Raw genomic sequence first — 19,709 nt, forward strand, 5'->3', positions numbered from 1 at the left:
ATGATGATTTCTCATCCCCTTCATTTTTTACTGTGTTTGTTGAGCATCTTGTCCATCCAATTGGCAGATGCTCAGCAAGCAACACCGATGCAAACCATTCGCAGTGGAGCGTTTGTTCCACTCTATGGCAGTACGGAAGAAGGCAATGTACGGGTTGGTTCTTTTCAATTGGATCAATTTGCAGTGACAAATGCGCAGTATTTGGCTTTCTTAAAACAGCATCCTACTTATCAACGCTCCCAAATCAAAGCCTTATTTGCTTCGAAGAGTTATTTATCACATTGGAAGAGCGATTTGGATTTTGGGGATTTAAATCCGCAAGCCCCTGTAACGAATATCTCGTGGTTTGCAGCTAAAAAATACTGTGAATGCCAAGGAAAGCGACTTCCAACTTTGGATGAATGGGAATATGTAGCCATGGCAGATGCACAGCAACTGGATGCGCGAGAAAAAGAAGCCTATAACCAATATATCTTGGCGTGGTATGAAACGCCTAAAACCTACCTCAACCCCGTAGGAAGTACACAAAAAAACTACTGGGGCGTTTACGATATGCACGGTTTAATTTGGGAATGGGTATTTGATTACAACTCTATTTTCTTATCAGGAGAAAGTCGAAAAGACAAAGGCAATGACGAGAATCTATTTTGTGGTAGTGCCTCTATCAATGCTTCGGATTTAATGGATTATGCGGCCTTTATGCGCTACGGTTTTAGAGGAAGCTTACGAGCTAATTTTACGACTAAAAACTTAGGCTTTAGATGTGCGAAAGACCTTTAAAAAATGTAATTATGAAAAAGTTTTCCCTCTTTTTACTTACTTGTATCACGGTATTGTTTTACAACTGTAAAAAAACAAACACAGCGGAACAAGATTCTGCTACCATTACAACAACAAATACCGCAACCGAAGAGATCTCTGAGTTATCGATTTACAATCTTCCCTCTACCTGGACCACCCAGGAAGGGAAAACGATTGAACTCAAAGAACTTCAAGGAAATGTCTTGGTTATGGTGATGATTTACACCTCTTGCAAAGCCGCTTGTCCTCGATTGGTAGCAGATATGCGTCATATTGAAGAAAAAGTAACTGGTAAAAACAAAGAGAACGTAAAATATGTTTTGGTGAGTATTGACCCCGAAGTGGACACCCCAGAACGATTAAAGGCTTTTGCCAAGGAGAATAAAATGGACGGCAATCAATGGCTTTTCCTGCGTTCTTCTGAAGATAATACACGAGAATTTGCCGCTACATTAGCGGTCAATTACAAGAAAATATCACCTATTGATTTTTCTCATTCCAATATTATTAGTGTATTTAATACAAAAGGCGAACTCGATTATCAACAAGAAGGCCTTGGTATTGATTATGAACCGACAATTAAAGAAATTGAAAAGCAAATTGCTTTAATTCCATAAGATGTTAATTATTAATTCGAGAATATACTGCTCTACACGGCTATTGATATAGCAAGAGCAGTATTTCTATTTTAAGTTGTTTTTTCTAAAAACCAACAAGATAAAAATCAAGCTTACCCCTGCAAATCCAAGCATGACTAAGGGTATATAATGCAGCCCATAATTTGCTATCACTTTTCCTCCTACAAAAGTTCCCAGCGCAATACCTAAATTTCCTAAAGAAGTAGCAAGGCTACTCCCTAATTCAAAAGGGATTGCTGTTGTACGCTGTAAAAAAGCAGTAACCTGAAGAAAAACAGGCGTATAGAATAAACTCCAAATAACGACTAAACCAGTTGTAAGCAATAGATTACTCCCTGATGCATAAAGCAATACAGCTATACAAGCAGCACCTAGTACATAAAAAGCATTACTAAACACAACACCTTTAGCCAGCATTTTACCTCCCACATACATGGCTGCTACTCCCACTACACCAAAAAGTAAAATCATACTGCTTACCTCTACTCCCGACATTCCTTTTTCTTTGTTGAGGTAATCTGCAAAATAACTATATACACTAAACCACATCGCAATAATAAATAAGTTTACGAGAGCACTACGCAGAAAAGAAGCTTGTTTCAAAACGCCTAATGTTCCGACAGTAATCTTGTTATCCTCTCCTGGAACAGCAGGTAATACGAAATAGATGACAACAAACGCAAGTGTACTGATTATCGTTTGGATCGTAAAAATGGCTTGTAACCCCACTATATTTGTCCAATAGGTCGCTAAAGGTATTGTCGTAAAAGAAGCAATGGTGATTCCACTAAAAACAATACTCATTCGATTACTTGCTTCTTCTTTTGGGCTAGTATTTACCGCTACAGCTAATGCATTGGCTATATATACTGGCTGAAGCAAAGCAGGAATCATCCGCAATAGCATTAAAATTCCAAAAGAAGGTAGAAAAATAGAAAAGAAACTAGTGCTCGCAAATAACGCAATAGCGAACAGCATTATTTTCTTTTTATCCATACGAGCGGTAAGAATAGTCATAAAAGGTCCAAATAAGGCGATAACTAAAGCAAAACCACTCAATAACCAACTCGCTTGATCAATTGAGATTTGATAATGAGATGCAATCTGCGGTAATACTCCAATTACACCAAATTCAGTTGTAATAATACTCCATAAACCCAGAGCTCCTACGTAAGCATATTTTTTCATAAAAATAATCGTTATACTTTTGTACAGACAACACAATTCACCTTGTAGTTGCCTCGTATTGATTTTGGACAAAAATAAAACGAGAAGGATTTGGAAACTAGCCCATCCTCTAATGTGAGTAACTAACAATTTTGTAAGTCATGGCAAAGAGAAAAGAAAATTCAACTAATAGTATCAATCGAGATTTCATCACCACGAATTGTGATGCCATCTATACGATTTGTAAAATAGGCGGACGTTGGAAAATGATGATTTTATTCACGCTAGCGGAATATGAAGTATTGCGCTTTAGTGAATTAAAAGAAAAAGTTCACGGGATCACGGATCGCATGCTGACGCTTCAATTAAAAGAATTAGAAACGGATCAGCTTATTCATCGACAAGTATATGCTGAAGTCCCACCACGTGTAGAATACACCTTGACTTCCATTGCACAAGATTTACTTCCGATATGGCCGGCTTTAGAACAATGGGGAGCAAAGCATCGAGCGTTTCAAGAAGAAACAAAATAAGTAATTATGCAATCCCGCCGTAACGCACAAAGCTGCCTAAGATTAACATCGCTAAACTAATCAGGGTTACTGTAATCATATGAAAGGCCATTAGCGGCAATTTTTTAATATCCGTTTTCAAACGAGGCAGTACGTAAAACTGGGCGCTTAATGCAAGTATAACAATACCTATTAACAGGCTTAATTTAAGTGATATAACGCGTTCAATTGGGGTTTCGAAAGCAAACCAATTTGCTATTTTCACATTGTAGAGGTACGCCATACGCACACCTGTAATCAACATCACCAACAAGGCAGGCATACCAATCCATTCATATCTACTTTCAAAAGCAAATAGTTTCTCCACGGCTTGTTCCTTCCAAACTTGAGGTAATATAATGACACACAACAAAATATGTCCACCTACCCAAATGGTAGCACCGAGTAAATGGAGAATCAATAAAAGATGGATTTCACTCATAACCTTTGCTTTACAACTAAACTGCTCCTACTAAAATAAGGAGAATATTTTATTTTTAAAACAAGAAGTGCCTCGTTTTAGGGAGACACTTCTGCTGCTATTTCATTTATTTGTTAGTTCATTTTATGCTCTAATACAATTGCACTAGGAAACAGAATATTATTTTCTAAGTGAATGTGTTTGTGTAGATCTTCTTCAAACTCTTTCAACATGGCATACGTTACCTTGTAAGTATTACAAGCATCTGCTGGAGGAGTATAGTTATCAGACAAAGCTGCAATTTTTCGGAATCGTTCGCCTTCCCCATCGTGTTCATGCATCATCATCGCTACTGGATTTTCAACAGTTCCAAAATGAGGAGCTTCAATCGGTTGTCCCGTAATCGTTGCTGATACCATTTTGCGTACAAAAGGGAATAATACCAACTCTTCTTTTTTCAAATGCTGACTTAGTTCTTGCGCACAACCAATAAATAACTCATTGATTTCATATAGTTCTGGATGTCTCTCTCCGTGAACTTTGCTCAGCTTATTTAAAAACTGTAAGAGCACAGGAATCTTTTCTTCTACATAACGGTGATGTGTTTTTTCAATATAATCCGCTAATAAATCTAACGGCCAATGTCTAAAATCAATATTATTTTCCGCTTGTTGGCTTAATAGACGTTCTAATTCGCCCATCAATTCTTCCGCATCTACTGCTTTTTTCTCACATACTTCATCTAGAGTACGTCCACCTTTACAGCAAAAATCAATTCCATATTTATTGAACACTGCTGCTGTTCTAAAATCTTCTGCTACAAATGAGCCTATTGTTCTATTTTTCATGCTCGCTTTTTTTTAATGTTAATTTAAATATGAATAGGACGATTGCAAAAATCCCAATAGTGAATATTACATCTCCAATTGTTCTTAACCATTTTAGGGTATTCATCGCAGGTAATTGCATTAACTCACTTGAACGCGCATACCACATACCGTGTTGAATACTTTCGATTGCCTGCCATATGCCAATAGGCAACAGACTTAATAACGCCATGAGTAATAAACCTAAATTCAGTCCCCAAAAGCCTATTTTTAATAATTTATCATTCCATTGTACTTCTCTATACATGCTGCGTAAGACAAATAACATCAATCCGATTCCCAACATACCATACACTCCAAACAAAGCTGTATGTCCATGTAATGGCGTTGTATTCAGTCCTTGAACATAGTACAAGGCTATTGGTGGGTTAATAATAAATCCGAACACTCCTGCACCCAAGAAATTCCAAAACGCTACGGCTACCATAAAGTAAACAGGCCATTTATAATCTTGTAACCATCCCTTATGCGTTGAGATTTTATAATTTTCATACGCCTCATATCCTATGAGTGTTAATGGCACTACTTCCAAAGCACTGAATGTTGCTCCCAATGCCATTACTGCCGTTGGTGTACCGGAGAAATACAAGTGGTGAAACGTTCCAATAATTCCTCCTGACATAAAGATAATCGTAGAAAACAGAGCCCCATTTGTTGCTGTTTTGGTTTTAATCAAGCCCATTCGCACAAATAAGAAGGCTAGTACAACCGTTGCAAATACTTCAAAGAATCCTTCTACCCATAAATGCACGACCCACCATCTCCAGTATTCTGCTATTGCTAGGTTCGTTTGTCTTCCCCACATTAAGCCTGCACCGTAAAACAAGGCAATTGCACCACATGAAATAAGAAACAGTACAATGAGGTTACGTTGACTTCCTTTCGCTCTTAAAACAGGGATTAAAGGTCTAATCATAAGCGCTAGCCATAAGAAGAGCCCCACAAACAAGAAGAGTTGCCAAAAACGCCCTAAATCAACATATTCATACCCTTGATGTCCAAACCAGAAGTTTTGTACGAGATCTAATTTTTGCATGATACCAAACCACTGTCCTATCATTGAGCCTAGTACAATAATCAACAAGGCAACAAATAAAAAGTCTACACCAAACACTTGATACTTGGGATCTTTTCCTCCTACAGCTGGTGCAATATATAATCCTGTACCCAACCAAGCGGTTGCAATCCAAAAAATAGCCAATTGCGTATGCCAAGTTCGCGTAACAGAATAAGGCAGTATTTGATCCAAAGGAATACCATATAAACCTTGTCCTTCTACCCCATAGTGTGCCGTGATAATTCCCAATCCCACCTGAAGTAACATCAGCAAGCTTACTACCCAAAAATACTTTTTGAGTCTCGTCATACTCTTTGTGGTTACCCCATTAGAAACAGGATCATCTACAGGTACTAATTCTTCCTCTTCTCTCTTTGAGGCTATGTGATAGTATACCAGAACCCCTACAGCAAAAATCAGTAGAATAATACTCACCCCTGACCAAGCTAATAAAGGCGTTGTCGCTTTATTTCCTACAAGATCATCTGCGGGCCAGTTATGCGTATAACTTACCTCGCTATCGGGTTTATTCGTTACCGTTGCCCAAGTTGCCCAAAAGAAGAAAGCATTCATCTGCTTCATTCGAGCTACGTCTTTAATGGAATTGTTTGGAATCGCGTAATCTTTGCGCAACTGATCAAAAGCAGGATCATCGGTAAATAACTTGCTATAATAATCTTCAAGATACAAACGCGCTTGATTTCTTTCTGGCGTAATCGTTAAAACACCCGTTGCTTTATCATAGGTATTCGAGCGAATCATCCCTTGTAAACGCGCTTGCAAGAACGCCTGTTGCTCTTTGCTTGCTGCTTCGTATGTTTTACCGTATTCCTCTTGTGCATAATAATCCAACAAAAACAGCGCTTCTCTATGCAAATAATCGGCGGTCCAATCAGGGGCAACGTAAGCTCCATGTCCCCAAATAGAACCTACTTCTTGCCCTCCAATACTTTGCCAAACATTCTGGCCATCTTTAATATCACTTGCAACAAGCACTACTTGTCCATCATTCGTTCTAACTTCTGTAGGCACCGGAGGTGCTTCTTGATAAATTTCTATACCAAAATAACCGAGTACCCCGAAGGAGAATACCATTACTACCGTAAAGGCTATCCATAATTTTCTTTGACTTATATTCATACCATTAAAATAGAAGACTTTTTTATCCTTTATTTAGTTCTAAAAAAAGGGAATCTCGTTCCCTCCTACATTTATATCTTTAAAAAAGTATCACCAGACTTGGTACCATTGGCTAACTCTTTCAAGGACGTTGTTTCTAACATTTGCTTTAGTTCATTGCGAATCGATTTGAATTTAAAGTGTACAGGACACGGATGCGTCTCAGAACATTGTGCCAAGCCTAACCCGCAACCTTTATAAATCGAATCACCATCTATCACATTAACTACTTCACACAGTTTAATGTGCTCGAGTTCCTGTACGGGTATTTCAAATCCCCCTCCTGCTCCTTTGATTGATTCAATGATTCCGCCTTTGACTAACTTCTGTAAAATCTTAGCGACAAATGCTTCTGGAGCATCTATTTCTTTTGCAATTTCTTTAAACCCTACACGCGTTTCTTCCAGTGATGATACTGCAATAAAAACAACCGAACGAATCGCGTATTCACAAGCTTTTGAAAACATACCTTCAATTTTACTCTACAAAGATAAACTATTTTTTCAAATAGAGGACAAAAAAGTCTTTTATTTAAATTTAAAAAAAGCGACAAGAAATTTTCATCTTTATCGCTTTGCTATTTTTATCTCAAAACGATAGCTGTGATAAGCTCTCGTTTTAATTCTTCGTTTAACATCTTCACAATTTTATCTTTCCCGTAACTCAATTCATCCCGAACAATAGAAGACGATAATTTGACATACAACGTTCCACGTTTAAAAGCTACGTCTTGGGTGTATGAAATAATACCAGGCCCTAGCACTGCTTTCCAAGCTTCATATACATCAAACTCATTCAATCCTTGATCCAAGTTGTTCTCTGTTCTAAACAGCTGTAACAATTCAGATATCCCCTTGCCTTCGCGCACACGAGGGCTAATTTTATTGCGGTTATAAGGATTGTTTTTATTCACGGTTATTCTTTGATTTGAATCGGATGTGCTCTTTTATAAAAATACTTGATTTTGTTTTCGTTTTCCATCACCATATTTTCCTCACTCACTTTGATTACGCGTTCTTCCCACGTAGCAAAATCAGTTTTGTACTGCAACCAAACTGCACCATCTTTCTCTTGCATTACAAATGCTTCTGGCATATCGTTGGTCAAATACTCTCCATTAAACTGAGGAACAACTTTAAAGCGAACCCCTGTTTGATCTTCTTTCCATTCAAAATAATCAATGGTCGAATTAATGGTGTAATCTTTTTCTGTCCCATCTGGTAGTTGAGCTTTTTCAATTTCCCAATATCCTGAGATGTGTTGTTTTACTGCTTCTGTATCTGCTTTAGATTGACAAGCTTGTAAAACGACAATAAGGCATAAGCTAAAAAAAACGTGTAAACTGCGCATCCTTTATTTTATTTAAAAAACGAATCGACGAATTCGTATTTGTTGAACACTTGTAAATCTTCAATTCCTTCCCCTACTCCAATATAGCGAACAGGGATTCTAAATTCGTCTGAAATACCAATCACCACTCCTCCTTTTGCTGTACCGTCTAATTTAGTAACAGCTAATGAAGTAACTTCTGTTGCAGCGGTAAACTGTTTTGCTTGCTCAAACGCATTTTGTCCAGTAGAACCATCTAAAACCAACATTACATCATGAGGGGCATCTGGAATTACTTTTTGCATTACGCGTTTCACTTTAGAAAGCTCATTCATTAAATTCACTTTATTGTGTAAACGTCCTGCTGTATCAATAATTACAACATCGGCTCCTTGTGTTACAGCGGATTGTAACGTATCAAATGCTACAGATGCAGGATCACTTCCCATTTGTTGGCGAACGATAGGCACTCCTACGCGATCTGCCCAAACTTGCAATTGATCAATAGCAGCTGCTCTAAACGTATCTGCAGCCCCTAAAACCACATTCAGTCCTGCTTTTTTAAATTGATATGCTAATTTTCCAATGGTCGTTGTTTTACCAGCACCATTCACACCAACAACCATAATAACATATGGTTTTTTATCTTTTGGAATTTCAAATTCTGTCGATTCTCCCAAGGCTGTTTCAGATAACAAGCTTGCGATTTCTTCTCGTAGAATTTGATTTAACTCTTCTGTTCCAACGTATTTATCGCGGGTAACTCTAGCTTCAATGCGCTCAATAATCTTTAATGTTGTATTTACTCCAACATCCGAAGTAACTAATACCTCTTCTAGATTATCTAAAACATCATCGTCTACCTTAGATTTCCCGGCTACTGCTTTGGTTAATTTAGAAAAGAAAGACGTTTTAGATTTCTCTAATCCCTTATCTAAAGTTTCCTTTTTTTCTGAAGAAAATATTCTTTTAAAAAAACTCATAACGTTCCTATTAGTTTGTACAAATATAAAGAATAAAAGTATATCATCTTATAGCGGTTGCTATAACTAAACTAGATAAAAATGAAAAAAGCTACCTGTATCAGGCAGCTTTTTTTCAAGATATTTAATGGTAAATTACTTTTTACTCAAGAATTCATCTACAAAATCAGGAGCCATAACAGACTCAACAAATGTGTAAGCACCTGTCTTTGGAGATCTAACCATTTTTATTGCTTTAGTCAACTTCTTAGAAGATGTTCTTAAACTAGCTACGGTTTTCTTTGCCATGACTTAATTATTTAATTTCTTTATGAATTGTTACTTTCTTCATGATAGGGTTGAATTTTTTAATTTCCAATCTATCAGGTGTGTTTTTCTTGTTCTTAGTTGTGATATATCTTGAAGTACCTGGTAAACCAGATGCTTTATGTTCAGTACACTCTAAGATTACTTGGATTCTATTACCTTTCTTTGCCATCGTTTTCCTTGTTTTTTATGGTCCGAATTATTTTACTAATCCTTTTACTCTTGCTTCTTTCAAAACAGCAGTAATACCTTTCTTATTAATTGTTTTTAATGCAGTGGTAGACAATTTTAATGTTACCCATCTGTCTTCTTCAGCAATGTAAAAACGTTTTTTAATTAAGTTTACAGAAAACTTTCTTTTAGTTTTATTCATCGCGTGAGAGACGTTGTTTCCAACCATCGCTCTCTTTCCGGTAATTTCACAAACTCTTGACATTATATCTAATCTTTTATTTCAATATTCAAAATCAGGGTGCAAAGTAAAGAAAAAGAAATTTATTAAACAAAATGTTTTGACTATTTTTTTAATATTTCCTTATAAACCAACTCTAAAGCCCTACTAATTGTACGTTCAATCACTTGTTCTCTAGGTTGACCTAATTCATACTTTACCGCGTAGGTGCCCTTTTCAGAGGCAATTCCTACGTAAACGGTACCCACGGCTGCTGCAGAATCCCCTTTCGAAGGCCCAGCATTTCCGGTGGTGGCAACAGCAATATCCGACTGAAACTTTTGACGGGCTTGTTCAGCCATTTCGCAAGCAACTTGCTCACTTACGACACTATGCGTTTCAATCGTTTCTTTTTTAACACCTAATACGTCTATTTTAGACGTTGTGGCATAAGTTACCATACCGCCTTTAAAAAACGCCGAAGCGCCTTCTTTTTCACTAAATAATACAGCTAAACGCCCACCTGTACAACTCTCTGCACAAGCAATTGTTAGGTCTTCTGCTTTTAATTTTTCAATCACTACATCCGAGCGACTTAAATCATCATAAGCGCGAATGTTTTCTTTCACTAACGAAGGGATTGCTTCAATCTGTTCGTTTAGCAATTGTTCAATCGCTAATTTGTCTGTTCCTGTAGAAGATAAACGCAGGCGTACTCTTCCTCTACTAGGCAAATAAGCCAATTGTACCGTTGCAGGTAGATTATCTTCCCATTCCGAAAGATATTCAGCTAATAAACTCTCTCCAATACCGTAAACCACAATCGTTTTGTGTACGTTAAATCGCAAGGTAAATCGCTCTTTTAACAACGGGGTTAATTCTTTCTCTACAATGCCTTTCATTTCAAAAGGCACGCCTGGCAAAGAAATGAAATAGGTTTGATCGCGTTTTAGCATCATCCCAGGTGCAGTTCCCAGTGCATTAAAGAGGACTGTTGCTTTTGATGGCACTAGGGCTTGCTTGCGATTCAGCTCTGATATAGGGCGTTTAAAATAGTCTTCTATCAATGCTTTAACATGGGCAAATACAGCTTCATTTTCAACCAAAACATCGTCGAAAAAGTCGCAAAAAACTTGTTTGGTCAAATCGTCTTTCGTTGGACCAAGCCCTCCGGTAATCACCACAACATCGACGCGATTCAACTGTCTGTTCATCGCTTCTTTGATTGCTTCTTCCGAATCAGCAATTGACAGCATTTCAACAATTTCAAATCCCAGTTTATCCAAATAATTGGCTAAATAATTAGAATTTGTATCGATGATTTGTCCAATCAATATTTCATCGCCTATAGTTATGATACTCGCTTTCATTGCACCACAATATGATAGTCTTTTTTTATCTCTTTTACTGCTGAACGAATGTGTTTGCGCAGCAATTTATACACTTCTTTGATTTCTTTAATCTTCCCTTTTTGCTCAATCCATTCCTGAATACTGTTGAATTCTTCAAATGCTTGATCCATTCCCAGTGTCTCTACCATAGGCTGCAGCACTTTCACATGTTTTTGAAGCTTTTCATAGTTTTTTGCATCTATGTGCTTTTTCATCTTTTCTAATCGCTTTGTCATTTGTTCTACATAGAAAACAAGCTCTTCCGCAACGAGTTCCTCTGCGTTATTATGCTTCATGTATAGCGATCTCACATCGTAAAAAAGGGCCATAACTAATTATTTTACAGTTAAATGAAGAACTTTCCTATCTACTAAAAATCCTTCTAATATATCTCCAGGATTTACTTTGCCCACACCAGCAGGCGTACCTGTAAAAATCAAATCTCCTTTTTTTAGCATAAAATACTTGGACACTTCTGCGATTAATTCATCGATGTTCCAAATCATTTGTGCCGTAGTTGCTTGCTGTACAACTTGTCCATTTTGTTGAAACGAAAAGGGTAAATCTACTAGGGATTCAAACTCCGTTTTAGCAATAAAAGTTCCTATCACAGCAGAATTATCAAAAGCTTTTGCTTTTTCCCAAGGTAGTCCTTTTTCTTTTAATTTCGTTTGAATATCACGAGCAGTAAAGTCAATTCCGAGCGAAACTTCATCATAGTATTTATGCGCAAATTTAGGCTCAATGTACTTCCCTACTTTCGTAATTTTCACCACTACTTCAGCTTCGTAATGAATATCTTGAGAAAAATCTGGAATAACAAACGGAAAATCTTTCGCTAACAGCGCTGAATCTGGCTTAATAAACAGTACGGGTTCATCTGGTCTTTCGTTGTTTAATTCTGCGATATGCTCGACATAATTTCTTCCTACACAGATAATTTTCATCTTCCTTTTCTTTAATTATAGTTTATTATTGAGTTTTCTCAACTTAAGAGCAGTCAAAACCTTTTTGGTATACAGCGGGAAGTCTGCATTTTGAATCCATCCATAATATCCTGGTTCATTTTCAAGCACTTCGTCTACTAAAACGCCTTTGTGTTTTCCAAAAGTAAAAACCTCCTGCCCGTCTTCATTCAAAGCAATAAAGCCAGCAAAATCAACGCTTTTCTTTCTTGTTGTAAATTCAGACAACGCGCGCATATCATTTTCTAAATCGTCATAACGATCCAATTGCGCTTTTAAGATTTCATAGGTTGCATTCGTATCTGCTGCTGCTGAGTGTGCATTTTCCAAGCTTTCGTTGCAGTAAAATTTATACGCAGCACTTAGGGTGCGTTCTTCTTTTTTGTGGAATATAGTCTGAATATCTACTGTCACGCGATTACCTAAATCAAAGTCAACGCCCGCACGTAGTAATTCTTCCGCTAGTAAAGGAATATCAAATCGATCTGAATTAAATCCAGCTAAATCTGAATCTTTTATCATCTGATAAACCAAGGGTGCTAATTCTTTGAATGTAGGTTCATTTACTACTTTCTCATCCGTAATTCCATGGATTTTAGAAGATGCTTCTGGAATTGGTCGTTCTGGATTGACCAACCAGGTTTTACTTTCTTTATTTCCATTAGGAAAGACTTTCAAAATAGCTATTTCTACAATTCTATCCCTTGCAACATCTACTCCCGTTGTTTCTAAATCAAAAAAACAAATAGGTCTATGTAATTTCAACTCCATATTTCTTGGTTTATTTATCTACAAATATAACAAATGTAAAAGTTTAGCCAATACAAATCCAAGGGTTTAGTTTTAGTTTCCTTTTACACGAATAACCTAACACCCAGATAAAGAGGATAAAAACGCCTAAAAAAGCAAAAGCTGTTCCAGAATAGAACAGCTTTTGCAACCTACTTTAACCAAAACACGAAACGTGCACTACTACCTAAAACGGTGATTTTTTCACCTCCTCAGGGATATCACTAGACAAACTACCTAAAAACACGGTGATATCCTCTATTTGTTCTTGCGTCAAGGTAATATTCGTTTGCAAACTCGCCATAATGCGAACTGCTTCTTTCAAATCTTGAACCGATCCATCGTGAAAATAAGGTCCTGTATGGGCGATATTTCTCAACCCTGGTACTTTAAAGAAATAATTTTCAGTTTCTTTTTTACTTAAATCAGCTAAGCCTTTATCCACTTTATCTGATTTTGTTTCTACCCAATAATCACCATAAAGTCCGAACTTTTGAAACATTTGACCACCTAAAGCCACACCGCTGTGACAAGTGGTACATCCCACTGTCATAAACGCTTCTAGTCCTCTTTGCTCTTGTGCTGTTAAGGCATCTCGATCGCCTTCTAAATAGGCATCAAATCGGCTTGCAGGCATCAGTGTACGCTCAAAAGCACCGATGGCATTGGTTATATTCTTAAAGGTGATTGGTTGTCGATCCGTTTGATACACTGCGGCAAACATTTCTTTGTACAAGTCCACTTTGCGCAAGCGTTCTTCTAATTCCTTCTCATCTTTGATATTGTGTTCTACTGGATTTAAAATCGGACCACCTGCTTGTTCTTCTACATCTTTTGCACGACCATCCCAAAATTGCATGCTATGAAGTGCTGCGTGAAAAACAGTTGGTGAATTACGTCCACCTAAAGAACCATCATCCCCAGGAGAAAAAGCAAGATTATCTACTCCGTATGTATTCAAGTTATGGCACGAATTACAGCTGATATTTCCCTCTTTGGACAAACGGGTATCAAAATACAAATGCTTCCCTAAGGCTACTTTTGTCGAATCTAAGGCAGGTAGTTCTACCGATGAAATGGGCTGAAAAAACGTTTGTGCTTGCGTAAATAATTCAGAATTACCTTTTTGAACAAATTCAAACGCATTTGACTTATCCTTCTTACACCCAATAAACATTGATAAAACAGCAAATAAAATAACTTTTTTACTCATAATTCACACTACTTTAATTTGTAGTATTAAATTACGCCTCATTTTTTTGATAAAGGCTGATATATATCACTTCTAGTTTAAAAGCAGTTTTTACCAATTCATCAGCTTTTCTGATTGAAATACCTTTACTTTCGGACTAAAAACAGTTTAAAAATCAATATAATTTAAAAAATATTTTGTTTTATTGAATTATTATACTATTTTGGTCTTATAGAATTACACCAATAAGCTTATGAAAAAACTATTTCTTCTTACCCTATTAGCCTTGACGCCTCTTGTACAGAGCTGTCAAACTACTGAAACTATAGTTTCTTCACCTTACACTTTAGATAAAAGCAAAACAAAAGTATTTACTGCAAAAACGTTTATGTTTAAGAACTACTACTTTACTTATAAAGATGGTAAAGCAACGTTAGTTTATCAACAAGATACCAAGCTAAATGGAGTACAAGCGCCGATTTTTCTAACATTAGAAGAAGATCAAACTTCGAAGCGTCACCAGTTATTTGTTGACTCATCGAAACAAATCTCTGTAAAAGTAATCAACAACGCGAAAGTAAAATTGCGTTTAGATAAAGTTACTTACACTTTGTATACAGAAAATTACTTAGAAAGCGTTCATTCTGATACAGATAAAATTCTAGCGGACGTAGCCATCTGGCGTAAAGACAACTATTAATCATCAACTAAAAAATAAAAGTTCCTTTGCTTACTGAATGAAACAGGATGTTACAAAGGATTTACTACAAATAAAAAAAGGTTCTTGTTTTACAAGAACCTTTTTATTTGATACAATTAATTCACTTATTAATCCAAATATTCTTTTTGGTGATGATCTGCATAATTTACAATCTCATCATAATTGTCGCTGTCAAGATTTTCTTCTCCTGAATCGAAAAGAACGACATTCAATCTTTTAAATAACAAACCTAACATTTGTTTTTGGCCTTCTGCATCAAGATCAAATTGCATTTTCACTAAATGATCTTTGAATGGAGTGCTTTTTTCTTTGTCAACACAAAGCATTGTTAATTCAAAATCTTGAATTCCTTGTAGTGATACTCCTACAACTCTAAAACGCTCCTGATCTACACCGAAGTACTCCCCAATACTACTGATGTAATTTCCTTTGTTAACTGCAATCATATCTGATATGTCTGCAGCTACAGTACCTTTGAAATCGTTATACTGTACTTTTGCTTTCATAAACAACAAATTTTAATTTTTTCCTATGTGAATTTAAGCATTATTACGCAAGCTAAAAAACAGTCTCTTATTTTTAGCAATCCATTAATCTTATACCAATCAAACATTTATTTCCTTATATTTTATATTAAATAATAAAAAATACATTAAAAACAGGGTAAATAATCAACTATAAAACCAAAAAATTAACACCAAAAAAAGTAACAAACCAAACAAATAATTCAAAATTTTATGATAATCACCTATAAATAGAAATTTATGAACATATAGTGTTCATTTTTATCCCTTCAAAAAGAAATAAAAACCCTAAAAAAGCTCCTTTCCTAGCATGTCCTTACACCATCCATACTAGAACTCGAAATAAGAGATACACATAAAAAAAAGGAAAGCATGCGCTTTCCTTTTTTTTTAATCTTTTTCTATAGCAATTTGAACAACAGTTAGTACTCTTTTTCATAGCTAATAAACTTCGTATTTCCTGCTGTTCTATACTTAAGACAAGCAATCGAGGCAAAAGTCACATAATTAAGTTTTATTTAACACATCGCCTCCCCTCGTACGAATAAATTCAAGGTATCTGGGGATAAATAAGGGATGTTTAACCCCAAACCTCTTATAATGAATAACATTCCAATAATCACAATAACAACGGGATAGTATTTCATTATCCCTCTTCTGAATCCATCAGAGAACAAATTTTTAAAATAAATCACCAAACTCATCAAGGGAATTGTTCCTACCCCAAATAAGGCCATATAAGCCATTCCCATTACTACATCTTGTGTTGCTAAAGCGCCAAATAAGGCAACATACACCATTCCACAAGGTAAGAATCCATTAAAAAAACCAATGAGAAACAAGGCTTTGGGTGACTTCTTTTTAAACTGTTTTCCCAGCGAAGATTTGATCCAGTTTACAAATCGATACAGCGGTTTCAACACATTGAAATTACCAATTCGATTGGATGGAACAAGAGCCAACACAATCATGATAATTCCGACAACAATAGATAACTGTTGTTGAAATCCTGCTAAAAACAAACCTTTACCAAACAAACCAAAAACAACCCCTAATAAAGAATAGGCAGCTATTCTTCCTATGTGATAGGTGAACATCTGCCTAATTTTTACAACTGGGTTATGCTGGCTAATTGGCAACATTAAAGCAATGGGTCCACACATACCGATGCAATGCAGACTACTTACTAAGCCAAAAATAAGTGCCGAAATCAAATTTTTCTACTTTATCGTTAGTTGTTTTACATTTCGATAAGATACATCATTATAGTTCCATTCAACCACAATATCCCAACGACCGTCTACCAGATTTGTGTTAGGTATGAGCAAATTGGAAGAAGACAATGATATGAGAGTATCAAAGTCTAATTGCTGGTTAGACGGTCTGTATAGGAATATTTTTCCATGTATTTTATTATAGTCAAAGCTAGAAGGGAACGTAAATTTAATTCCCTCGCTTGTGCTGTATATTGTAACTTGTTCTTCGAGTTTCAGTGCTTCCATTTCTCTCTCACGACGTGAATCCACCTCAACTTCTTGTTGGTAATAATTTTCCGTTACCAATTGGTTATCGTATTTCGCATCAAATTGAACGCGAATGACATATTGTAAAATGAATATCATAAATAAGCCTATAGCTATTACGATTCCTGTTCCAAAATTAAATTTCATACCTAACTATTTTTTAATTTTTAATTCAATAAGCGCGGGCCTAAGAAGTTGGTTTTCGTTGTTTGAATCAAACGATCCCCATCATACACTTCAATAATTACTTTTGTACTATATCCATCGAGATCCTTTTGAGGAATTTCGATAAACAGTACTCCTTCGCTATAATTTTCTTTTTTAACTTCGATGATATCCTTACCAACCACTTTCACTTCTGCACTTTCTGGATTTTTCACTTTAAAGGTCAAATTATCGTAGTCTTTCATCGTTTTGTTCATAACCTTAAACGTATATACGTTAGAGATATTCGCTCCTTTGTGTTCAAACGTTTTTCCTGCAACACGCAATACTCTTGCTTCAACATCCGTTCTCAAGAATACCAGTCCAATTAAGATGACAACTAAAATAGACAATACCACAGTATATCCTTTTTGTCTTGGTGTAAACTGATATTTTTTATTCTCTACAATTTCTTCTTCAGACGCATAGCGAATTAAGCCTTTAGGGAACCCTGCTTTTTCCATTACGAAATCACATTCGTCAATACAAGCTGTACAATTCACACATTCTAATTGCGTTCCGTTTCGAATATCAATTCCTGTTGGACAAACGTTCACACATTGTTTACAGTCGATACAATCACCAAAACCTTCTGCTTTTCTGTCAATATTTTTTTTCAGTTTTGCTCTTCCGTTTGTGCTTTCTCCTCTTACGTGGTCATAAGCAACAATGATGGATTTATTATCGAGTAAAACCCCTTGTAAACGCCCATAAGGGCAAGCAATCACACATACTTGTTCTCTGAACCAAGTAAAGACAAAATAGAAAGCACAGGTAAAAATAATCAAACCGACAAAATTCCCCATGTGCACAAATGGCCCATCTTCTACCATTAAAAGCACAGCGTCACTTCCGATAATATAGGATAAGAAAACGTTGGCAATGATAAAAGAAATCACAAAGAAAATGAACCACTTCAAGAGTCTCTTGCGTATTTTCTCCGCATTCCAAGGTTGTTTGTCTAATCTCATTTGCGCTCCTCTATCCCCGTCAATCCAATATTCGATACGCCTGAAAACCATTTCCATAAAAATAGTTTGCGGACATATCCAACCGCAGAAAATACGACCGAATGAAACCGTAAATAAGGTTACAAAAACAACACCGATAATCATTGAAATTACGACCAAATAAAAATCTTGTGGCCAAAATGGGAAGCCAAAAATGTTGAATTTTCTGTCTATAACATTAAATAACAAAAATTGATTTCCGTTAATCTTTATGAAGGGTGCAGCTATTAAAAAAATTAGCAGTAAATAACTAACTATTTTTCTTTTGTTGTAGAATGGACCGGATGGCTTCTTCGGATAAATCCAAGCTCTTTTACCATCTTTGTCAATGGTACTTATCGAGTCTCTAAAACTCTCATTATTTCCATTTTCCATAGCCTTGTGTGTGTTTTATAAAAAGGAGCTGAGCATGTAAAATACTCACTCAACTCCTTTTTTCTTATATGTTTATTAGTTTTTTTTGTTTTGTCAAGGGATTACTCTTGACTTACTTCAGCTGCATCAGCAGTTGAAGCATCATCACTTGTTTCCGTTGCTGGTTCTGTCGCTTCGGCAGCGTCTCCGCTTGCTCCATCTATTTCAGCTTTAGACCAAATGATATCTCCTTCTGCTTCTTTCGGGCTTGCCGGAGTTGTTCCGTTTAATGAAATAACATAGGATGTTACTTTTTCAATTTCAGATGGTTTTAATGTTTTTTCCCAATCCACCATTCCTTTACCAGGTCTTCCTCCTTTAGCAATCGTGTGGAAAATATTTTTAACACCTCCACCTAAAATCCAATGATCATCCGTTAGGTTCGGTCCGATTCCTCCACCACCGTCAGCTTGGTGACAAGCCACACAGTTCATTTCGAAAATCTTTTTACCTGCTGCTAACGAGCTTTCATCCGTTAAGTATTGTGCCTCGTCTGCTGAGATTAAATCTGCGGCAGTCTTTCTATATTCTTCAATTTGTTCTTTGGCAATTGCCACTGACTTTTCGTATTCTACAATTTGGTTGTCGCCTCCAAATACGTGGAATCTCAATAAGTAAACAACAGAGAATATAACGGTAATATAGAATAAACCTACCCACCATGGTGGTAATTCATTATCTAACTCTTTAATACCATCGTAGTCATGCTCTAATAACAACTCATTTTCATCACTAATACCTTTAGTACGAGTCATTTTCTGCATTAATCTCTTCACCCAAGGTCTATCCGAAAATGAAAGGTTATCTTCTCTTTCTTTTTCTGCGATTTCTTCAGGCGTCATCAATCGTCTTAGTACTCTATTGGTTGCTAATGCAACTATTTCTACTGCTATTAAAGCGAATAAAAACAATCCCAACAAAATAAGTACTGCAGGATGATCTACAAAAGCAGGTCTTTGTGCTGTTCCGCCTGCTACCCATTCTACTAATACATAAAATAGCAAGAATAGTAATGGAACTCTTACATATACTGGAAAATACTTTTTCATAATTTTTTTGAATTAGGATCAACATTGTGCTTTTCATCATCTAGAAACGGCATATTGCTCAATTCCTCAATCGTCTCTTTTTTATAGGTAAATACCCATACAAACAAGCCTACAAAAAAGGTAAAGAAAATCAGCAGGGAGATAATCGGGTAAATCTCAATCCCACCTATAGTTTCCATTGTATGTTTAATAAATTTCAACATAATGCTCCTTTTTT

At 36.2% G+C, this 19,709-nt stretch carries 26 protein-coding genes; 4 read left to right on the plus strand and 22 right to left on the minus strand.

Annotated elements, in window-relative coordinates; genetic code table 11:
• Complete coding sequence (locus M2306_RS10855) at positions 1–780, plus strand: formylglycine-generating enzyme family protein (protein ID WP_259187868.1); 780 nt, start codon at positions 1–3, stop codon at positions 778–780.
• Positions 781–791: 11 nt separating this feature from the next.
• Positions 792–1,418 carry an SCO family protein gene (locus tag M2306_RS10860; protein WP_259187867.1) on the plus strand — a complete coding sequence of 209 codons (627 nt, stop codon included), beginning with the start codon at positions 792–794 and terminating at the stop codon, positions 1,416–1,418.
• 66 nt (positions 1,419–1,484) lie between these two features.
• Here the strand turns inward: M2306_RS10860 and M2306_RS10865 are convergent, their stop codons facing one another.
• Positions 1,485–2,627 carry an MFS transporter gene (locus M2306_RS10865; protein WP_259187866.1) on the minus strand — a complete coding sequence of 381 codons (1,143 nt, stop codon included), beginning with the start codon at positions 2,625–2,627 and terminating at the stop codon, positions 1,485–1,487.
• A gap of 140 nt (positions 2,628–2,767) precedes the next feature.
• On the opposite strand from M2306_RS10865, the gene M2306_RS10870 reads away from it, so the two are divergent.
• Positions 2,768–3,139 carry a winged helix-turn-helix transcriptional regulator gene (locus M2306_RS10870; RefSeq protein ID WP_259187865.1) on the plus strand — a complete coding sequence of 124 codons (372 nt, stop codon included), beginning with the start codon at positions 2,768–2,770 and terminating at the stop codon, positions 3,137–3,139.
• 4 nt (positions 3,140–3,143) lie between these two features.
• Here the strand turns inward: M2306_RS10870 and M2306_RS10875 are convergent, their stop codons facing one another.
• From M2306_RS10875 to M2306_RS10945, 15 genes are all read right to left on the minus strand, one after another.
• Positions 3,144–3,599 (minus strand): CopD family protein, encoded by a 456-nt coding sequence (locus tag M2306_RS10875; protein WP_002990313.1) that lies wholly within the window; start codon positions 3,597–3,599, stop codon positions 3,144–3,146.
• Between the two features lie 113 nt (positions 3,600–3,712).
• A complete protein-coding gene (ric, locus tag M2306_RS10880) occupies positions 3,713–4,426 on the minus strand; it encodes an iron-sulfur cluster repair di-iron protein (protein WP_115092613.1) in 714 nt (237 codons plus the stop codon).
• Positions 4,416–6,662, minus strand: coding sequence for a nitric-oxide reductase large subunit (locus M2306_RS10885; RefSeq protein ID WP_259187863.1), 2,247 nt, complete (start codon positions 6,660–6,662; stop codon positions 4,416–4,418). The genes ric and M2306_RS10885 overlap by 11 nt, the downstream gene beginning before the upstream one ends.
• A 71-nt stretch (positions 6,663–6,733) precedes the next feature.
• Positions 6,734–7,168 carry an RrF2 family transcriptional regulator gene (locus tag M2306_RS10890; protein ID WP_115092611.1) on the minus strand — a complete coding sequence of 145 codons (435 nt, stop codon included), beginning with the start codon at positions 7,166–7,168 and terminating at the stop codon, positions 6,734–6,736.
• 116 nt (positions 7,169–7,284) lie between these two features.
• A complete protein-coding gene (locus M2306_RS10895) occupies positions 7,285–7,614 on the minus strand; it encodes a DciA family protein (protein WP_002990309.1) in 330 nt (109 codons plus the stop codon).
• Positions 7,615–7,616: 2 nt separating this feature from the next.
• Entirely contained in the window at positions 7,617–8,051 is a 435-nt protein-coding gene (locus M2306_RS10900; RefSeq protein ID WP_002990308.1) for a hypothetical protein, read from the minus strand.
• An 8-nt stretch (positions 8,052–8,059) separates the two neighbouring features.
• A complete protein-coding gene (ftsY, locus tag M2306_RS10905; protein WP_002990307.1) occupies positions 8,060–9,013 on the minus strand; it encodes a signal recognition particle-docking protein FtsY in 954 nt (317 codons plus the stop codon).
• 135 nt (positions 9,014–9,148) lie between these two features.
• Entirely contained in the window at positions 9,149–9,301 is a 153-nt protein-coding gene (locus M2306_RS10910) for a DUF4295 domain-containing protein (RefSeq protein ID WP_115092608.1), read from the minus strand.
• A gap of 7 nt (positions 9,302–9,308) precedes the next feature.
• Positions 9,309–9,491 (minus strand): 50S ribosomal protein L33, encoded by a 183-nt coding sequence (gene rpmG / locus M2306_RS10915; RefSeq protein WP_002990305.1) that lies wholly within the window; start codon positions 9,489–9,491, stop codon positions 9,309–9,311.
• A 27-nt stretch (positions 9,492–9,518) separates the two neighbouring features.
• Positions 9,519–9,755 (minus strand): 50S ribosomal protein L28, encoded by a 237-nt coding sequence (gene rpmB, locus M2306_RS10920; protein WP_002990304.1) that lies wholly within the window; start codon positions 9,753–9,755, stop codon positions 9,519–9,521.
• Between the two features lie 80 nt (positions 9,756–9,835).
• Positions 9,836–11,080: a competence/damage-inducible protein A gene (locus M2306_RS10925; RefSeq protein ID WP_259187859.1), complete on the minus strand. Its 1,245-nt coding sequence runs from the start codon at positions 11,078–11,080 to the stop codon at positions 9,836–9,838.
• Entirely contained in the window at positions 11,077–11,397 is a 321-nt protein-coding gene (locus M2306_RS10930; RefSeq protein WP_236594062.1) for a hypothetical protein, read from the minus strand. Before M2306_RS10930 ends, M2306_RS10925 begins: the two co-directional genes overlap by 4 nt.
• Positions 11,398–11,436: 39 nt before the next feature.
• Complete coding sequence (locus tag M2306_RS10935) at positions 11,437–12,048, minus strand: fumarylacetoacetate hydrolase family protein (RefSeq protein ID WP_115092605.1); 612 nt, start codon at positions 12,046–12,048, stop codon at positions 11,437–11,439.
• 15 nt (positions 12,049–12,063) lie between these two features.
• The gene (locus M2306_RS10940; protein WP_259187857.1) at positions 12,064–12,837 is read right to left on the minus strand and encodes a 3'-5' exonuclease; all 774 of its coding nucleotides are present in this window, start codon (positions 12,835–12,837) and stop codon (positions 12,064–12,066) included.
• Between the two features lie 205 nt (positions 12,838–13,042).
• Positions 13,043–14,068 (minus strand): cytochrome-c peroxidase, encoded by a 1,026-nt coding sequence (locus M2306_RS10945; RefSeq protein ID WP_115092603.1) that lies wholly within the window; start codon positions 14,066–14,068, stop codon positions 13,043–13,045.
• A gap of 232 nt (positions 14,069–14,300) precedes the next feature.
• Between M2306_RS10945 and M2306_RS10950 the strand changes: the two genes are divergently transcribed.
• A complete protein-coding gene (locus M2306_RS10950; RefSeq protein ID WP_115092602.1) occupies positions 14,301–14,747 on the plus strand; it encodes a hypothetical protein in 447 nt (148 codons plus the stop codon).
• A 128-nt stretch (positions 14,748–14,875) separates the two neighbouring features.
• Here the strand turns inward: M2306_RS10950 and M2306_RS10955 are convergent, their stop codons facing one another.
• The 6 genes from M2306_RS10955 to M2306_RS10980 all read right to left on the minus strand — a co-directional run bounded on the left by M2306_RS10955 (position 14,876) and on the right by M2306_RS10980 (position 19,695).
• A complete protein-coding gene (locus M2306_RS10955) occupies positions 14,876–15,274 on the minus strand; it encodes a hypothetical protein (RefSeq protein WP_115092601.1) in 399 nt (132 codons plus the stop codon).
• A 536-nt stretch (positions 15,275–15,810) separates the two neighbouring features.
• On the minus strand, positions 15,811–16,506 hold the full coding sequence (locus M2306_RS10960; RefSeq protein ID WP_115092600.1) for a sulfite exporter TauE/SafE family protein: 696 nt from the start codon (positions 16,504–16,506) through the stop codon (positions 15,811–15,813).
• Between the two features lie 6 nt (positions 16,507–16,512).
• On the minus strand, positions 16,513–16,962 hold the full coding sequence (locus M2306_RS10965; RefSeq protein ID WP_115092599.1) for a FixH family protein: 450 nt from the start codon (positions 16,960–16,962) through the stop codon (positions 16,513–16,515).
• 20 nt (positions 16,963–16,982) lie between these two features.
• Positions 16,983–18,404 (minus strand): cytochrome c oxidase accessory protein CcoG, encoded by a 1,422-nt coding sequence (gene ccoG / locus M2306_RS10970; RefSeq protein ID WP_259187853.1) that lies wholly within the window; start codon positions 18,402–18,404, stop codon positions 16,983–16,985.
• Positions 18,405–18,505: 101 nt separating this feature from the next.
• Positions 18,506–19,492, minus strand: coding sequence for a cbb3-type cytochrome c oxidase N-terminal domain-containing protein (locus M2306_RS10975; RefSeq protein WP_259187852.1), 987 nt, complete (start codon positions 19,490–19,492; stop codon positions 18,506–18,508).
• On the minus strand, positions 19,489–19,695 hold the full coding sequence (locus M2306_RS10980; protein WP_002990287.1) for a cbb3-type cytochrome oxidase subunit 3: 207 nt from the start codon (positions 19,693–19,695) through the stop codon (positions 19,489–19,491). Before M2306_RS10980 ends, M2306_RS10975 begins: the two co-directional genes overlap by 4 nt.
• Between the last annotated feature and the right edge of the window lie 14 nt (positions 19,696–19,709).

Source organism: Myroides gitamensis (assembly GCF_029894455.1).
GTDB classification, from domain to species: domain Bacteria; phylum Bacteroidota; class Bacteroidia; order Flavobacteriales; family Flavobacteriaceae; genus Flavobacterium; species Flavobacterium odoratum.

Coding starts and splice junctions, on each gene's coding strand:
- M2306_RS10855 (WP_259187868.1), top strand. CDS start 1: ATGATGATTTCTCATCCCCTTCATTTTTTACTGTGTTTGTTGAGCATC.
- M2306_RS10860 (WP_259187867.1), top strand. CDS start 792: ATGAAAAAGTTTTCCCTCTTTTTACTTACTTGTATCACGGTATTGTTT.
- M2306_RS10865 (WP_259187866.1), bottom strand. CDS start 2,627: ATGAAAAAATATGCTTACGTAGGAGCTCTGGGTTTATGGAGTATTATT.
- M2306_RS10870 (WP_259187865.1), top strand. CDS start 2,768: ATGGCAAAGAGAAAAGAAAATTCAACTAATAGTATCAATCGAGATTTC.
- M2306_RS10875 (WP_002990313.1), bottom strand. CDS start 3,599: ATGAGTGAAATCCATCTTTTATTGATTCTCCATTTACTCGGTGCTACC.
- ric (WP_115092613.1), bottom strand. CDS start 4,426: ATGAAAAATAGAACAATAGGCTCATTTGTAGCAGAAGATTTTAGAACA.
- M2306_RS10885 (WP_259187863.1), bottom strand. CDS start 6,662: ATGAATATAAGTCAAAGAAAATTATGGATAGCCTTTACGGTAGTAATG.
- M2306_RS10890 (WP_115092611.1), bottom strand. CDS start 7,168: ATGTTTTCAAAAGCTTGTGAATACGCGATTCGTTCGGTTGTTTTTATT.
- M2306_RS10900 (WP_002990308.1), bottom strand. CDS start 8,051: ATGCGCAGTTTACACGTTTTTTTTAGCTTATGCCTTATTGTCGTTTTA.
- ftsY (WP_002990307.1), bottom strand. CDS start 9,013: ATGAGTTTTTTTAAAAGAATATTTTCTTCAGAAAAAAAGGAAACTTTA.
- M2306_RS10910 (WP_115092608.1), bottom strand. CDS start 9,301: ATGGCAAAGAAAACCGTAGCTAGTTTAAGAACATCTTCTAAGAAGTTG.
- rpmG (WP_002990305.1), bottom strand. CDS start 9,491: ATGGCAAAGAAAGGTAATAGAATCCAAGTAATCTTAGAGTGTACTGAA.
- rpmB (WP_002990304.1), bottom strand. CDS start 9,755: ATGTCAAGAGTTTGTGAAATTACCGGAAAGAGAGCGATGGTTGGAAAC.
- M2306_RS10925 (WP_259187859.1), bottom strand. CDS start 11,080: ATGAAAGCGAGTATCATAACTATAGGCGATGAAATATTGATTGGACAA.
- M2306_RS10930 (WP_236594062.1), bottom strand. CDS start 11,397: ATGAAGCATAATAACGCAGAGGAACTCGTTGCGGAAGAGCTTGTTTTC.
- M2306_RS10935 (WP_115092605.1), bottom strand. CDS start 12,048: ATGAAAATTATCTGTGTAGGAAGAAATTATGTCGAGCATATCGCAGAA.
- M2306_RS10940 (WP_259187857.1), bottom strand. CDS start 12,837: ATGGAGTTGAAATTACATAGACCTATTTGTTTTTTTGATTTAGAAACA.
- M2306_RS10945 (WP_115092603.1), bottom strand. CDS start 14,068: ATGAGTAAAAAAGTTATTTTATTTGCTGTTTTATCAATGTTTATTGGG.
- M2306_RS10950 (WP_115092602.1), top strand. CDS start 14,301: ATGAAAAAACTATTTCTTCTTACCCTATTAGCCTTGACGCCTCTTGTA.
- M2306_RS10955 (WP_115092601.1), bottom strand. CDS start 15,274: ATGAAAGCAAAAGTACAGTATAACGATTTCAAAGGTACTGTAGCTGCA.
- M2306_RS10965 (WP_115092599.1), bottom strand. CDS start 16,962: ATGAAATTTAATTTTGGAACAGGAATCGTAATAGCTATAGGCTTATTT.
- ccoG (WP_259187853.1), bottom strand. CDS start 18,404: ATGGAAAATGGAAATAATGAGAGTTTTAGAGACTCGATAAGTACCATT.
- M2306_RS10975 (WP_259187852.1), bottom strand. CDS start 19,492: ATGAAAAAGTATTTTCCAGTATATGTAAGAGTTCCATTACTATTCTTG.
- M2306_RS10980 (WP_002990287.1), bottom strand. CDS start 19,695: ATGTTGAAATTTATTAAACATACAATGGAAACTATAGGTGGGATTGAG.